The sequence below is a fragment of the Pseudoalteromonas sp. H103 genome (genome assembly GCF_001469205.1).
Classification (GTDB): Bacteria; Pseudomonadota; Gammaproteobacteria; order Enterobacterales; family Alteromonadaceae; genus Pseudoalteromonas; species Pseudoalteromonas carrageenovora.
The window spans coordinates 328,845-341,974 of record NZ_LOFG01000015.1; the positions used below are offsets into that span (position 1 = coordinate 328,845).

At 37.9% G+C, this 13,130-nt stretch carries 15 protein-coding genes; 7 read left to right on the forward strand and 8 right to left on the reverse strand.

The window, feature by feature from the left end:
* Positions 1-5 precede the first annotated feature (5 nt).
* Positions 6-848 (forward strand): segregation and condensation protein A, encoded by an 843-nt coding sequence (locus tag ATS74_RS11300; protein WP_058548995.1) that lies wholly within the window; start codon positions 6-8, stop codon positions 846-848.
* A gap of 57 nt (positions 849-905) precedes the next feature.
* On the opposite strand, the gene ATS74_RS11305 is transcribed toward ATS74_RS11300, so the two are convergent.
* Together ATS74_RS11305 and ATS74_RS20020 are read right to left on the reverse strand one after the other, a co-directional pair.
* Positions 906-1,751: a transporter substrate-binding domain-containing protein gene (locus tag ATS74_RS11305; protein ID WP_058548996.1), complete on the reverse strand. Its 846-nt coding sequence runs from the start codon at positions 1,749-1,751 to the stop codon at positions 906-908.
* Between the two features lie 137 nt (positions 1,752-1,888).
* Entirely contained in the window at positions 1,889-2,056 is a 168-nt protein-coding gene (locus ATS74_RS20020; RefSeq protein WP_007375427.1) for a hypothetical protein, read from the reverse strand.
* Positions 2,057-2,426: 370 nt separating this feature from the next.
* Between ATS74_RS20020 and ATS74_RS11310 the strand changes: the two genes are divergently transcribed.
* Positions 2,427-2,981 (forward strand): hypothetical protein, encoded by a 555-nt coding sequence (locus ATS74_RS11310; protein WP_058548997.1) that lies wholly within the window; start codon positions 2,427-2,429, stop codon positions 2,979-2,981.
* On the opposite strand, the gene ATS74_RS11315 is transcribed toward ATS74_RS11310, so the two are convergent.
* Positions 2,968-3,771: a M61 family metallopeptidase gene (locus ATS74_RS11315; protein WP_058548998.1), complete on the reverse strand. Its 804-nt coding sequence runs from the start codon at positions 3,769-3,771 to the stop codon at positions 2,968-2,970. The two genes, ATS74_RS11310 and ATS74_RS11315, sit on opposite strands and share 14 nt — an antisense overlap.
* A 392-nt stretch (positions 3,772-4,163) precedes the next feature.
* On the opposite strand from ATS74_RS11315, the gene icd reads away from it, so the two are divergent.
* Complete coding sequence (gene icd, locus ATS74_RS11320; protein WP_058548999.1) at positions 4,164-5,435, forward strand: NADP-dependent isocitrate dehydrogenase; 1,272 nt, start codon at positions 4,164-4,166, stop codon at positions 5,433-5,435.
* Positions 5,436-5,447: 12 nt separating this feature from the next.
* Here icd and ATS74_RS11325 read toward each other — a convergent pair whose 3' ends face one another.
* The 4 genes from ATS74_RS11325 to ATS74_RS11340 form a co-directional block, all read right to left on the reverse strand.
* Complete coding sequence (locus ATS74_RS11325; protein ID WP_058549000.1) at positions 5,448-5,879, reverse strand: hypothetical protein; 432 nt, start codon at positions 5,877-5,879, stop codon at positions 5,448-5,450.
* 410 nt (positions 5,880-6,289) lie between these two features.
* Positions 6,290-6,496 (reverse strand): hypothetical protein, encoded by a 207-nt coding sequence (locus ATS74_RS11330; RefSeq protein ID WP_058549001.1) that lies wholly within the window; start codon positions 6,494-6,496, stop codon positions 6,290-6,292.
* Positions 6,497-6,523: 27 nt separating this feature from the next.
* Positions 6,524-6,973: a GNAT family N-acetyltransferase gene (locus tag ATS74_RS11335; RefSeq protein ID WP_058549170.1), complete on the reverse strand. Its 450-nt coding sequence runs from the start codon at positions 6,971-6,973 to the stop codon at positions 6,524-6,526.
* Between the two features lie 79 nt (positions 6,974-7,052).
* Positions 7,053-8,000 carry a LysR family transcriptional regulator gene (locus tag ATS74_RS11340; protein ID WP_058549002.1) on the reverse strand — a complete coding sequence of 316 codons (948 nt, stop codon included), beginning with the start codon at positions 7,998-8,000 and terminating at the stop codon, positions 7,053-7,055.
* Positions 8,001-8,381: 381 nt separating this feature from the next.
* Between ATS74_RS11340 and aceK the strand changes: the two genes are divergently transcribed.
* The 4 genes from aceK to lepB all read left to right on the forward strand — a co-directional run bounded on the left by aceK (position 8,382) and on the right by lepB (position 12,321).
* Entirely contained in the window at positions 8,382-10,157 is a 1,776-nt protein-coding gene (aceK, locus tag ATS74_RS11345) for a bifunctional isocitrate dehydrogenase kinase/phosphatase (RefSeq protein WP_058549003.1), read from the forward strand.
* A 51-nt stretch (positions 10,158-10,208) separates the two neighbouring features.
* Entirely contained in the window at positions 10,209-11,171 is a 963-nt protein-coding gene (locus ATS74_RS11350; protein WP_058549004.1) for a zinc-binding dehydrogenase, read from the forward strand.
* Between the two features lie 103 nt (positions 11,172-11,274).
* Entirely contained in the window at positions 11,275-11,529 is a 255-nt protein-coding gene (locus ATS74_RS11355) for a DUF2999 family protein (RefSeq protein ID WP_004586776.1), read from the forward strand.
* A gap of 141 nt (positions 11,530-11,670) precedes the next feature.
* On the forward strand, positions 11,671-12,321 hold the full coding sequence (gene lepB, locus ATS74_RS11360) for a signal peptidase I (protein WP_058549005.1): 651 nt from the start codon (positions 11,671-11,673) through the stop codon (positions 12,319-12,321).
* Between the two features lie 79 nt (positions 12,322-12,400).
* On the opposite strand, the gene ATS74_RS11365 is transcribed toward lepB, so the two are convergent.
* A complete protein-coding gene (locus tag ATS74_RS11365; RefSeq protein WP_058549006.1) occupies positions 12,401-13,045 on the reverse strand; it encodes a bifunctional 4-hydroxy-2-oxoglutarate aldolase/2-dehydro-3-deoxy-phosphogluconate aldolase in 645 nt (214 codons plus the stop codon).
* Between the last annotated feature and the right edge of the window lie 85 nt (positions 13,046-13,130).

Below are 13,130 nucleotides of genomic sequence, written 5' to 3' on the forward strand. Positions count from 1 at the left end.
CACTGTTGAGTGACAAGCCCGAAAATAACGGTGTATCGAATGAACTTGAGCCAGTGCAGCAAAAGCTGCCACTGGCTTTTTTGCACGGTAAAGCCGTAGTTGATAAACCCGAAGATCTATACATTCCCCCTGATGCGCTTGAAATCATTTTAGAAACGTTTGAAGGCCCACTCGATTTACTACTGTATTTAATTAAAAAGCATAAGCTAGATGTGCTTGAGCTTTCTATTTTTAGTATCACTGAACAGTATGTAAGCTATGTTGAAATGATGACCGAATTTCAACTAGAACTCGCTGGCGAGTATTTAGTCATGGCGGCGCTGCTTGCACAAATTAAATCGCGGTTACTATTACCTGTTCACGAAGAACTTGAAGAGGAAGAAGATCCCCGTGCTGAGCTTATTAAACGCCTGCAAGAATATGAGCAGTTTAAAACAGCCGCCGAAAATCTAGATGAGATCCCCCGTGTTGGCCGTGATATTTTTATTGCGCATGCCGCAATGCCAACCGCAAGTGATAATAGCCCATCTTTACCAGAGCTTGAACTTAAAGATTTAATGCTTGCACTTAGCGATGTAATGGCACGAGCTAAAACATTTGAGCATCACCAAATAACAGCTGAAGTACTATCAACCCGCGAACGAATGAGTCAAATACTGCAGCAACTATCTAAAGCCGATTCTGCTGTTGTATTTAATGAACTATTTACCCTAAGTGAAGGCAGAAGCGGTGTAGTGGTTAGTTTTATAGCTATGCTTGAGCTGATAAAAGAGGGGCTTATAACGTGTTTGCAGGTTAATCCACAAAGCTTAATTTATGTAAGTTTAAGCGAAAACGCTACTGTATAGCCTCCATAAGTAGTGTTTTAAATAACCTTCAAGTGAAAGCTCAGTTATTAAAGGGCGTTACTTTTTTGCTAGTAGCATTCTTTGTTGAAATAAAGGTTTTAAGTGCTCTGGCAGCCAGCGCATAAGCAATTCGTTATATTGCTTAGTGTGTTTAATTTTTTTAAGTTGTTCGTCAAGTATTTTTATATCCTCAGCACCTTGTGCGTTTTTAGTACAGCCAATATATCCATAACTTAAAGCTGGCGCTTCTTTAAGTGGGCGCTGTGTGAGGTTTTTATCAAAATGCATCGATTTAGCTAAGTAGTAATGTTCGCTTGGATAACCTAATAAAATATCAATTCTTTTTAAATTAAGCATATACGTTAAGCTCGCTAAGCTATCGCGAGTAGGGCGTATAACTAAGTCTATGTCTGGTGTACTGTTTATAACTGTATCTATTTCTTTACCGTAAGAACGACTCATAGATACACCAAGCGTTAGTTTTTTATCTTGTATTAGTTCAAGTAAAGACACCTCGTTCGCATCTTTAAGTTCTAACGCGTTTGCTAAACGTGCGTGCATAGCAATAGATGGGGATAAACCCGTCGTCGAACTTTCATCTGTAAAGTAAATATGCTGTTTTCTAAACTCATTTTTATAAAGGGACAGCGCACAAGCGTTATGCGAAGTATTAGATAGTTCTTGAACTACTTTACCTGAGGGGATGATCATACGGTTAAAAGTAATATTGGGGAGCTGTTTTTCAAGTAAAGTAATAATACTTTCATCGCGGCCTTGATGTTGGAATTGGCCATTTAAAATATAATAGGGTGCAAAGTCGTGTGCTAACCAATTAATGGTTCTAGCATTACTTATTGAGGTTAAACAAAAAAATAGTAATAAGCTTAAAAATACACGGCGCATTACAGCAGCTACCAGTAATTATTATTATAGCTCTATTGTAGGCATCAAAGTGTTAAAAAGTAAAATGCCAGCAACAAGGCTGGCATAATTTTTATGAATAATTGCAGTAATAAGAGGCAATTAAAGTTATATATTGTTTAGCTAGCTTTTAGCCACTTAACAAATTGGCGTGCATCACTCGCTTTTTGAAATAATGCATTTTTTAAACCTTGTGTATCACTAAAGATAACACGATGTTTATTTACAGAAATTGATTGCACTGGATGTGCGATTTGGATCATAGACCCATTATATTTATAAGACATAATAAAACTCACTTTATTCTTGTTATTTATTCTGCGCTATATTTTTATAGCAAATTGCAGTCAATAAATTAACGATGTTGTGTTTAGCTTCATTACAGTGTTGACGATCTTTATGACACTTTTGCGATGATTCAAAAATCATCTCGGTATTATTTAAGGGGTTCTCGCCGTACAATAACTTAGCTTTCAAATATACGTTTTGCGGGGCTTACTGGATCAGGGTAAAAAGGTTAACCGCGGTGGTTTTTTAAGACCAGAGAGGAAAGGTAACCCAAATAAAAAATGTGTGCAAGCTATTTATTTAATAATTATTTATAATTAACTTTATCAACTGCTTATAAGCGATGCTTTTAACTATAAAAAGGTAAGTATGAATTATATAATAGTCAGCGATATTTTTGGATTAACACCAGCTTTAACCAAGTTATCAGATGCGATAATGGCTAAAACAGTGATTATTGAACCTTACGATGGTAAGTCGCAACCATATGATACTGAACAACATTATTATGATAAGTTTATAAAAAATAGTAGCCATGATAATTACGCAGCTAAAGTTAAAAATGTATTTGACGAGCTTGATTCACCCACCGTGTGTATTGCATTTAGTGCTGGCGCAAGTGCAGCATGGCGAGCACAGTTATTAACAGGCAATCTACATCTTAAAAAGCTCATTGGTTTTTATCCATCGCAAATTAGAAATAATTTAGATGTAAATGCAACTATCCCTTGCGAATTTATATTTCCACAAAATGAACCCCACTTTAATGTTGATGACATTATTAATTCTTTAGCGTTAAAAGTAGGTGTTAAGTGTAGCAAGACGACATTTTTACACGGCTTTATGAACCAATACTCAGTAAACTTCAACACAACAGCATTTGATGAGTACATTCATTATATAAATAGCGCTAAAGCTTGCTAAGCTGCGTTTTTGTAACCGGAGGAAAATCGGTACGTGTATTGTATTTGGCATAAAGTGTGGTAAAAACACTGCTTCGCGAGAGCTTATCAAGCTCTTTTATAAATGTTTTTGCGCTTGAACGAGCGGTTCTACAACATGCTTGATACTGTTTTATGATACTTGCTACGTTTTGTCCTTGCTTTTGTAAGGCTAAATCAGCTTCTACAAAAAAAGCTGCCCCGGTCCAATAAACGCGTTGTTGTGCGCGTTGCTTCCACATATCACTTGAAAGCTCATTAAGGGGTTGTTGTTTTGTTTTAGTTTGTAAGCGCGCTCGCTCAAATCCAGCGTTTAGGCGCTGAACAAATTGCGCTTGGCTAATTACACCGCTATCACGCATTATTACGTTTTGCATATAACTGGCAAATCCTTCACTTAACCAAAAACCAGAGTAAGGTAGTAATGGCAAATATAAGTGCGAAAGCTCATGGTAAAGCGTCCAATCTTTTGTAAACGCTTTTAAGCTTGCATAGCGGTCAATATGCAGCTCAAGCCCATCGGGGTTATTACGCTTTACACTAGCCCACGGCACCGGTTCAAAAGCAAAATATTGTGGCTTTAAATATATAGGTAAGGTGGTTTGCTGTAGTGGGCCTAAGGTATTTTGTGTTTTTGTAAGGCTTTGATTTATCCAAGTAGATACTGTTTTTTGACCGTTAGTAGTAAGGGAGTCTAAATTATGAATAACCACATCAATAGCAAAAGCGTTTAAAGAATACATTGAGAACAAAAATAGCCAAAGTAACTTCATTTATACCTCCTTTAAAGTAGAGTTTGTTTAATCGCGGCGCGAGATTTGCAACTTAGTGTGCACGTTAACTGCTCCTGCGTTACCGTATAGCCCTACATTCATTTAAGCAACGGCGCCTAGGAAGAACCCGCTGGGCAGCACCTGTTTATGGAAAAAACCACACTACATAGGCTCCGTCTTGTGTAAATATAAAACAGACGATTGAAAATTTAATCTTGAAAGATCAACAGATACAAAATACACACTTGATATTAAGACCCACTATTTACTGAAATAAGCACATTTAATTCGCTATTTTTTTAACTAATATCAATTATAAAAAGCAAATTACATACACATTCCCCCAGGCATGATTTAATCAGATCATTCTATTTTAAGTATAGGTATTAATCATGGCTTATCAGCATATTAAAATCCCTGAACATGGAAAAAATATTACTATTGATGCTAAAGGCCTGTGGCATGTTCCTGTAAATCCTATTATTGCTTACATTAATGGCGATGGTGTAGGGCAAGAGGTAACACCTGCAATGCAGCATGTAGTTAATAATGCCATAGAACACTGTTATGGCAATGCTCGAAAAATTCACTGGATGCAAGTATATAACGGCGAGCAAGCTGCAAAATTATATGATGGGGATTGGTTCCCTCAAGAAACCATTAACGCCGTGCGAGCCTGCAAAATAGCAATTAAAGGACCGTTAACTACACCACTTGGCGGAGGTTTTCGCTCATTAAATGTAGCGCTTAGACACGAGATGGATCTATTTGTAAATATGCGCACTATTAAAGGCTTTAGTGCGTTGCCATCACCTTTAAAAAACCCTTTTTTAACTAACATTACCGTGCTGCGTGATAGCAGTGAAGACGTATATTCAGGAATAGAGTGGCAAGCGGGCAGCATAGAAAGTGAAAAAATGCTCGACTTTTTATGTGAAGAAATGGGCGTAACCAGACTGAGGTTTTCACAAGAGTGTGGCATAGGCATAAAAAATATATCTAAAGAAGGCTCTGAGCGCCTTGTTCGCTATGCAATTAATTACGCGCTTAAAAATAATAGCGAATCGCTAACGCTTGTGCATAAAGGTAATGTACTTAAATTTACAGATGGCGCCTTTAAACGTTGGGGGTTTTCGTTGGCACAAAATGAGTTTAACGCTACCCCACACGAAAACGGACGCTGGCTTGAAATAGCACGAGTAAATAAACCTTCTTTAATAATTAAAGAAGTGATAGCCGATAACATGCTGCAACAATGTTTAATGAACCCAGAGCAATTTGATGTGGTGGCAACCACAAACCAAAATGGCGATTTTTTAGCAGATATGCTTAGCGCACAAGTGGGGGGAGTAGGAATAATGCCTGCAGCAAACCTTAATAACGATGTCGCTTTTTTTGAGCCAACCCATGGCACGTTTGAGAGAATAGCAGGGCAAAATAAAGCAAACCCAAGTAGTAGTATTTTAAGTGCCGTTTTAATGCTTAAGTTTATGAGGTGGAATGAAAGTGCATTACTTATTGAAAACGCATTAGAGAGTGCGTTTAAAAACGCAGATCTAACATTTGATTTAGCGCAAGCGCGCCAAGGTGTTGCAGGCAATGCTCATAACTCGACAACCTTAAGCTGCACAGACTTCGCACAAAAGGTTATCGAGCACTTTTAAACACTTCCATTATTAAGCTGCTGATGCAGTTTTTACTCTATGTACGCAAGGGCGATTAGTTAACTGAGCAGCACGGTGGTAAATATCATGTGCATTTGGCTCATCGCACTGTGTACCGCTAAGCGTATCCATCAAGGCTACAACAATAATTGCAGGAACCTGGCAGCAATATTCATCTAAAACCGCTTCAGTTGTTTGCGCATCAACATGACAGCGAGGATGATTATGAAGCTGGTACGCGTTTAATAGTGTATCTACTTCTAATACATCATTGGGTTGGTGTTTTGTTTTGCGGCATTTACAACCAAATTCATCAACTAATGTAGCTAGCGCTTGGTATGCGTCTGTTGTATTGGTTTTAGTGCATAACTGCTGGGTAATAAACTGATGTAAATTTGCATCAATAAATAACCCGTCTTGTTGTGTGAAGCTTGATGTTGTCATAATAATTACTCTTAGTTTGTTGGCTTAACTTCACTCTAGCGCTAAGAGTAGTATTAATGAAATTGTTGTTTTCAATAACTGATATTGATCTTATCAATATTAAAATTGTAGCTGAGAAAAGACAGGCTAAACTTCACTGAGCATCCTTAATTAAAGTGGTGCAAAAACCTATTAAAATGCACAAAACTGGGACATATTAAATAATAAGGAAAAACATCGCCGTATTAGGCTGCTGATTTTAAATGTCTTTTTCCTTTTAGCTAGGTTGGCATCAAGGTTGCAAAATATGAAGGGTAGGGTTCACTCCTATTTCTACGATTTAAAAAGCGCCATGGTATTTTCCCAAAGTTGAATACCATGGCGCTTTTTTATTAGAGCATTCATTTTATTTAGCCTTAGCAACAGCAATGTTAAATTTTAATAAAATAGGGAATTGTTACTAAAATAGTACCCACAATTAATAGCATGCCTACGCTACTCATAAAGTACGGAAACACCAATAACGACAAACCAGTACAAAGTGGCACTACGGCTTTTTTTCTTCGTCCGTATGTAAGGTAGCCAATACCAATTCCGCCAAATAAAACACTCCATGCAATTAAAGATGTACTATCCATTTTTATTACCTATTTTAAAGTACTGTTTCATGTAATTACCGACATAGCCAGCTTTTCGATACCATGTGAAGGAGTCCATCTTTTGAATTCCACAAAACCATGCTTTTTATATAAATTTATTGCAGGAGTATTAGCAACCGCAGTCTCAACTCTTGCAAGAGAGATATCACCCATCGTTAAAACATGATTTATTAGCTTACTTGCAATACCTTTTTTAAAATAACTAGGATCAACGGTTAAACTACAAATATCTATACACTCATTGTTTATATTTACTTCAATAACGGCCGCTAAACATTCATTTTCGGTGAAGCCATAAAAGGTTGTTTCTGACTTTTTAATATCTTCGGCATTACGTGCTAAAGGAGGAAAGTTAAGCGCACCTATCAATTTAGCCTCAATTGCATAGGATTTTTGAAATACAGCAAATATTATATTAACTGTCTCGGTATTCTTATTATTAAGTTTGTTTATCATTACATTCTTCAGCAAAAAGTAAGCCGTTAACATCATGCGCAATATTGAAAGTTTTTGTGCCTAATGAGGCGTTAATAAATTACCTATCTTCTACCGTTTTAGCAAACTCAAGCAACTCACGGCGTAGCCACTGATGAGCGGGTGCATGATGAAGTAGTGGGCTCCAGATCATTTTTACCTCAATAGGGACTATTTGAAATGGCACTGGGCTTATCACTAAGTTGGTGTGGGTTGTTAATAATTTAGCCTGTCTGCGCGGTAAAGTAGCAATAAGTTGCTCTGATTGGCATAGCAAACTTGCAATCATGTAGTGGCGTGTAAACACCCGTATTTTACGCGTTTGTTCTAGCTGCCAAAGTGCTTCATCTACCCAACCTAGTTTTTGCTTGCCAGACTTATTGGTAACGGCGGCTTCTGGCCCCCAGCCTGCACGGTTTACCCAAATATGTTCTTTTTGTAGGTAATCATCAAGGCTTGAATGCTGTAAAAAGGTATTTTTAGGATGTGTTAAACAGCAATAATTATCGCGCCATACACTGGCTTGATGAAACGAGCGTGGTAGGCCGTTAAAACGATTTATAGCTAAATCGATAGTGCCTTTTTCCATATCTTGTAGATTTACATCGCTTGGGCTGAGTACATCAAAGTTTACGCCGGGGTTTTTAGTGAGCTGCTCGGTAATAAAAGGGGCAATTAAAGTCGATTCAATGTAGTCGTTTGCCATTATTCTAAAAGTCACCTCTGCCGTTGCTGGATTAAATTGCTCACTGGGCTGAGTAATCGCCTCTGCCATTTTTAACAATGCTTCAACCTCTGGTTTGAGATGCATTGCTTTTGCTGTTGGTGTCATAGAGCCTGCGGCACGCACAAGTAGCGGGTCGTCAAATAAATCACGTAATCGTTTGAGTGCGTTACTCATGGCTGGTTGTGTTAGCGCGAGTTTATTTGCAGCTTTTGAAACACTTTTTTCATCTATTAATACATTTAAATAAACGAGAAGGTTAAGATCGACATTTCTTATATTCATATGGGCGTGTTGGCCTTTCAGGGTTGAAATTTGTTCAATCTAGGGACGATTTAATCGCGGCGCGAGATTTGCCACCTAGTGGGCTAAGTAAAAATCGAGCAACAAAGAGTTAATCGTCCCTAGAAAGAACCCTATGGGCAGTATGTATTTGGCCTTTATGCAGCGTTAAAGTACATTTATGGGGAGTCACCACACTACATGTACTTTGCCTAGCTTAAAAACCAAATACACGACTGCAAAATTAACCTCGAAAGGTCAATACGCCCAATAAATTCTATTTATATGCTTTATTAATTACCTAAATTAAAGCCTGCTTGCTAAGGTGTAAACAATTAATAAAAAATAACCGCTATAAGTGGTAAAAATAAAAGTGTTGTAAACATGCCAAAAATATTAACTAATCAATCAGATAATGCGATACAACAAGTTATAGCTACTAAGTTGGCTCGAGCTGTGTTTGCAGGCTTTGAAGCTATGTTTGCGCAGTTTTTAAATATAACACTGGGTGCGCAGAGCCGGTTTGAACAACAAAAATATCACGATGTACAAAGTGCCATGCGAGAGCGCTTACAAGTGTACGAACGCGAAGTAAAAAATGTGAGTAATGCGGTGCGGGTTATCGCCTACAGCGAGCTTAATTGCCCGCAAACGTGGCAATTGGCGAAAAATATTTATGGTGACATGCTACAAAATCATGAAAACAAACCCATAGCGCATACCTTTTTTAATTCGACCTTTGGTGCTATTTGGGATGATAAAAAAATTCGTACCGTGCATTTGTTTGTATTAAAAGCAAAGTACAGAAGCGAGCCACGCTCGTACGAAAATTTAGTTAGCCGAATATCATTTAAAGATGGGTTTAACCATGCGGTTAAAACGCTCATTACCCGCCAAGTATTTAGAGTGTCTTTTAGTAATTTAGATGCTGATTTACAGGCATTACAAACAACGTTAATGGCAGGTGCAAAGCAGCAATGTAAACAAGTGTATGAGCTTATAAATTTAAACAACGGGTTTATAGAATACGCAAACTCTCTATTTTTTAGAAACAAAGCTTGCTACTTAATAGGGCGCTGCATTGCTAAAAATGGCGATAACATGCCTTTTGCCATTGCTATTTTAAATACCAGTAAAGGATTAAAGCTTGATGCCGTAATGATGGGGGCCGATCAGCTTAGTTTGCTGTTTGGTTTTGCCCGTACCTATTTTATGGTTGATACCGACCAACCTGCGCGTTATGTGGATTACTTAAGCGTGCTTATGCCCCATAAAAAACGTTTTGAATTATTTAATGCGATTGGTTTTATTAAGCATGCTAAAACTGAGTTTTACCGTTACAAGGTTGATACCACTAAAAATAGCCCTGCTAATTTTAAATACATAGCAGCGCCTGGCACCCCTGGTATGGTTATGCTGGTATTTACTATTGAAGGGCTCGACTACGTTTATAAAGTAATAAAAGACAAATTTAGCGCGCCAAAAACAGCCACAAAAGCGCAAGTTAAAGACAAATACAGTTTTGTAAAGCAAGCAGATAGAGTAGGTCGCTTAGTCGATACGCACGAATTTAGGTATTTAGCGTTTGACTTAAGCCGCTTTAGCGACGAGTTACTTAACCAAATGCAAGCGCAAATTGGCAGCAGTATGGTTATATCGGGTAAGGCACTTATTTTAAAACACGTGTATGTAGAGCGTAAAATGATGCCACTTAATTTGTACATCAATAGTTGTAATAACAAAGCATTACAGCAAGTTATGGACGACTACGGTAAAGCGATTAAAGACCTTGCCGGTGCAAATATATTTCCGGGTGACATGCTGATGAAAAACTTTGGTGTAACCCGTTGGGGGCGTGTTGTATTTTATGATTACGATGAAATATGCCCACTTACCGATTGTCACTTTAGAGACGTGCCAAACGCTCAAAATGCACTTGAGGAGTTAAGCAGTAATACTTACTTTGATATAGCAGAAAATGACATATTTCCGAGTCAATTTAAGGTGTTTTTTAGCGCAAACGACGCAGCGTTTAACAATTTTAATAATTTGCACAGTAATTTGTTTTTAGCTAAATTTTGGCAAGGTTGTCAACAGCAAATAAGAGCGGGTTACTTGCCCGATGTGTACCCGTATAAACAAAGTTGGCGGTTTAAATAAAAATAACTAACCCCATGTCTTAATTATTACAAAACTTAATACGGAGTAACAATGAAATATATTTCTCATGAGGGTGGCAACCTTGCATTTAGTGAAACCGAGAAACCGGTTTTAAAAAGCCATGAAGTATTAGTTAAAGTTGCGGCAATAGGTGTTAACCGTGCAGACTGCATGCAGCGCCAAGGTAAATATCCGGCTCCAAAAGGGGATAGCCCCATTTTAGGTTTAGAGTGCGCAGGCACCGTAGTTGAGCTTGGTAGCGAAGTTGACAAAAGCTGGTTAGATAAACGCATTTTTAGCTTATGTGCGGGTGGTGCTTATAGTGAATATGTTGCTATTGATGCCAAACAATTAATGGAATTATCTGATGAGCTAACCATGGTTGAAGGTGCAGCCATTAGCGAAGTGTATTTAACTGCTTTTGGTGCCATGTTTGAACTCGGTAAATTACAAAAAGGCCAAACAGCGTTAATTCACGCAGGGGCTAGTGGCGTAGGTGGCGCAGCAATTCAAATGGCTAAAAGTGCTGGTGCTACTGTGGTTATTACCGCTGGTACGGATAATAAATGCCAACACGCAAAAGAACTCGGTGCTGATCATGCAATTAACTACAAAACCACTGACTTTGTAGAATATATGAAAGCAAATGAGTTAACAGCTAATGTAATTGTCGACCCTGTATCGGGCAGCTATTTGAATAAAAATGCCGCCATTGCTGCTATGGATTGCCAAATAATCATGCTTGCCTTTTTAGATGGGCGCTTTGCAGAAGTTGATTTTGCAGCACTTTTACAAAAACGTATTTCTTTTCATGCATCAACGCTTAGAAATCGTAGTATTGAGTTTAAGCGCCAAGTGCGCGATGACCTAGTGGCACGCTTTTATAATGATATTGCCGCTAAAAAATACGACTTTAACGTGTATAAAACATTGCCTTGGAGCGATGCAAACGAGGCGCACGCTATATTAGAGCGTAATGAAAATGCAGGTAAAGTGGTTTTACTTGTAGAATAACCATGAGATATAACACTCAGACGTGCGTTGGCGTTGTTAATGCATGGCTCAGCTAATATAATTTAGTAAATATAAAATACGTACAAAACACACAAGGTTAAAAATGAACCCAATACTAGCAATACTTAAAGAGCACAATGTAAGCGACGAAAAAGTAAAAGCATTGTTTGAAGCGTTTACCCAAAACCCAATGATGGCTATGGCGCTTGTTCAAGAGCTTGGTATTCCGCCTGAAAAACTACAGCAGTTAATGGCCGTGGTAATGACTCAACCGCACTTAATTAAAGAAGCAACTGACGAACTTGGTTTGGATTTTGAAAAAGTAAAAGAAGCGAAAGACAAGCTAAACCAGCAATAAGCTTCAAACGTTATTCATTACCAAGGCTTAAGCCTTGGTAATCATGCCTCAAACCCTGCACACACTTTTTGTTACATTCTTCATTGAACTGCTCAGTATTAAGCTAGTCATACTACTACTTATAAAATGTAGGGAATGTGTATGAATCCGCTTTATAAATTTTGGAAAAATAACCGCTCTTTAATTGTATTTATTGCCTTAATGAGTGTGTTTAGAAGTGCCGTAGCTGATTGGTACGAAGTGCCTACAGGCTCAATGAAGCCGACTATTCAAGAAGGGGACAGAATTTTAACCGATAAAATGGCCTACGACATTCGTGTGCCGTTCACTCATATTAAACTATTAAAATTAGCAGACCCACAAACAGGCGATATTATTGTATTTGACTCGCAAGCGGCTGATAATCGGTTAATTAAGCGTGTAATAGGCATACCTGGCGATACCATCGCGCTTGAAAACAATGAGCTCATTATTAATGGTAAAAAGCTTAATTATGCAGATCAGCGAAGCAACATAGACTCGCTTGATAAAATTGAAAATTTAAACGGGCTAGAGCATTCGATAAGAGTGGCAAATATTCCTTCACGTTTATCGGGGTTTGATGCAATTACAATTCCTGATGATTATTATTTAGCAATGGGTGATAACCGCGACAATAGCGCTGACTCGCGTGTCATAGGTTTAATTCCGCGTAATGAGTTATTAGGAAAAGCAGAACGCGTTATAGTGTCCCTTGATTACGATAACTATTATTTACCAAGAAAAGATCGTGTATTAAAAAAATTGAATTAAGTAATAATTAATTTTTTGAGCGATCAATCAAATTTATGAGCGTACATTTAACTATCTTATAAATAAAGTAAACTGCCTATTAAGGCAGTTTACTTATATAACTTTTTACCAGCCTATTAAGTGCGCTGCGTTCTTGTTCGTTATTAACTACTTTACAAAAATCACTACTAACTGCAGCACCACAGGCACCTGCTTCAAACCATTGGGATATATTATCCAAAGTAATGCCACCAACAGGCATTAGTTGCGCGTCTGAAAATGGTCCTGTTAACGCTTTGAAGTAACCAACGCCCATACTGCCAGCAGGAAATACTTTAACAATATCAGCATTATATTCAATCGCATTTGCAACATCGGTAGGTGTTAATGCGCCCATAAGTACAGGTAAACCATGCTGGTGGGCAAGTTTTACCACTGCTTTATTAGTATTTGGTGTAACTATAAATTGTGCACCTGCATCAATTGCTTGCTGGGCAAGTGTTGTATTTAGAATTGTACCTGCGCCAATGAGGGCATTTTTATGAGCTGTACGTGCTTTTGTTATTTCTTGCTCAAAGCCAGGCGTGTTTGAAGTGATTTCGAGTGCGTTTATGCCTGCATTAACTAAGCAGTCAATTAATGGAGCTACATCGCTTTGTTGTTTTAAGCGCAAGATTGCGAGTAATTTATATTGCTTGATTAGCGCACTGGTATTTAGTCTTTGGGTATCAAGGTTGCTGGTCATGGTAGTGATCTAAAAAATATTTTAATACACTGATATTATTTAAACAATGCCTATAAAGCAAATAGGGGAGCTTATAAAAAAACCG